General features: G+C 69.0%; 1 protein-coding gene. It reads right to left on the bottom strand.

All coding sequences use genetic code 11. The features are described from left to right. Positions 1–343 precede the first annotated feature (343 nt). The gene (locus ACIQFZ_RS43510; RefSeq protein ID WP_376654809.1) at positions 344–1177 is read right to left on the bottom strand and encodes an IS5 family transposase; all 834 of its coding nucleotides are present in this window, start codon (positions 1175–1177) and stop codon (positions 344–346) included. Between the last annotated feature and the right edge of the window lie 269 nt (positions 1178–1446).

Genomic DNA, 1446 nt, shown 5'->3' on the forward strand with positions numbered 1-1446 from the left:
GAGCTGGAGGCGGCGCAGTCGGAATGGGACGAGTGGCTGATCGCCCGCAGGCGGGTCAGCGAGGTGTGGGACGGGGGCGAAACTGCAGGCCAGGACGGTGAGGCGGCCAGGAAGCCGGAGGGGAACGAGGCCGCGGGGCCGTCGGCGGCGAGGCCCGGCTCGGTGGTTCCCATCCGGCGGGAAGGGCTGTCGGCCGAAGTGCTGGCGCCGGAGTATCAACAGGTCATGAGCCTGCTGGCCGAACGCCGCACCACAGCCGGAGAACCCCTGAACTGTCGTGAGATCACCGCCCTGTTGGGGCTGGAGATGGTTCCGGCGAAGATCGAGGGCGTGCGGAGCAAGCTCAAGCGGCTCGTTGCGCGGGGATGGGCGCACGAGCCGGCGCCGGGCCGGTTCGCCTGCGGGGGCGGCCGAGACGGCGGGTCATGACCATGGTCATCGACCACAGGATCATCGCCTCCGAACTCGCCGGCAGCCGCTCGTAGTCGCGGGCCAGGCGTCGGGAGCGGGTGAGCCAGGCGAAGGTCCGCTCGACGATCCACCGCTTGGGCAGTACGACGAAGCCTTTTTGGTCGTCGTTGCGGCGGATGACGGTCAGCATCAGGTTCAGGGCCATCGCGCACCAGCCCACCAGCATGCCGGTGTATCCGCTGTCCGCCCACACGCGCCTGAGCCGGTGATGCCGTCTTGTGGCCCGGGAGAGGAGGTCCTGGGCGGCGTCCCGGTCGCCCGTCGAGGCGGGAGTGACCATCACCGCCAGGATGAGGCCGAGGGTGTCCACCACGATGTGCCGCTTGCGGCCCTTGATCTTCTTTCCGCCGTCATAGCCGCTGGTCGCGGCTGCGACCGTCGAGGTGCCCTTCGCGGACTGCGAGTCGATCACCCCCGCCGTCGGCTCCGCATCCCGGCCCTGAGCTTCACGCGTCGCGGCGCGCAGCCGGTCGTGGAACTCGTCGATCAGCCCCTGCTTGCGCCAGCGGGTGAAGAACCGGTGCACCGCCTTCCACGGCGGGTAATCGGCAGGCAGCGCGGGCCACTTCACACCGTTGTCCACCACGTAGCGGATCGCGTCGAGTATGTCCCGGTGGCAGTACTCCTCCGGCCGGCCGCCCCGGCCCTCGGCCCACGCCGGCACCGGGATCATGCCGCGGACCACGGTCCACTCCGCTTCCGTCATGTCGGTCGGATAGCGGTGCCCGCCGGACGCATTGTCTGCGGCGTTCCCGTACGTGTGGGCGAAACAGTCACACACCCGAGTGTCCGGGATGGACTGTTCCACAACAGACCGATACAACTGCGGCAACAGGGCCTCCCGGTGAGCAGTGGCGTAGACACCCTCTGTGCTACCGAGAGGCCCTGCCTTCATGCCCCCGCGCGGCCACAATCACCTGAACAGCACACCCGTACGGAATCCCCAGCCCCACACTCGGTTTCGAGAAGCCCTCT

The sequence above is a fragment of the Streptomyces sp. NPDC093064 genome, assembly GCF_044754605.1.
In the GTDB taxonomy this organism is placed as follows: Bacteria; Actinomycetota; Actinomycetes; order Streptomycetales; family Streptomycetaceae; genus Streptomyces.

What these genes read in the sequence shown, in the direction of transcription:
- ACIQFZ_RS43510 (WP_376654809.1), bottom strand. Translation starts at nt 1,177, where the DNA reads ATGACGGAAGCGGAGTGGACCGTGGTCCGCGGCATGATCCCGGTGCCG.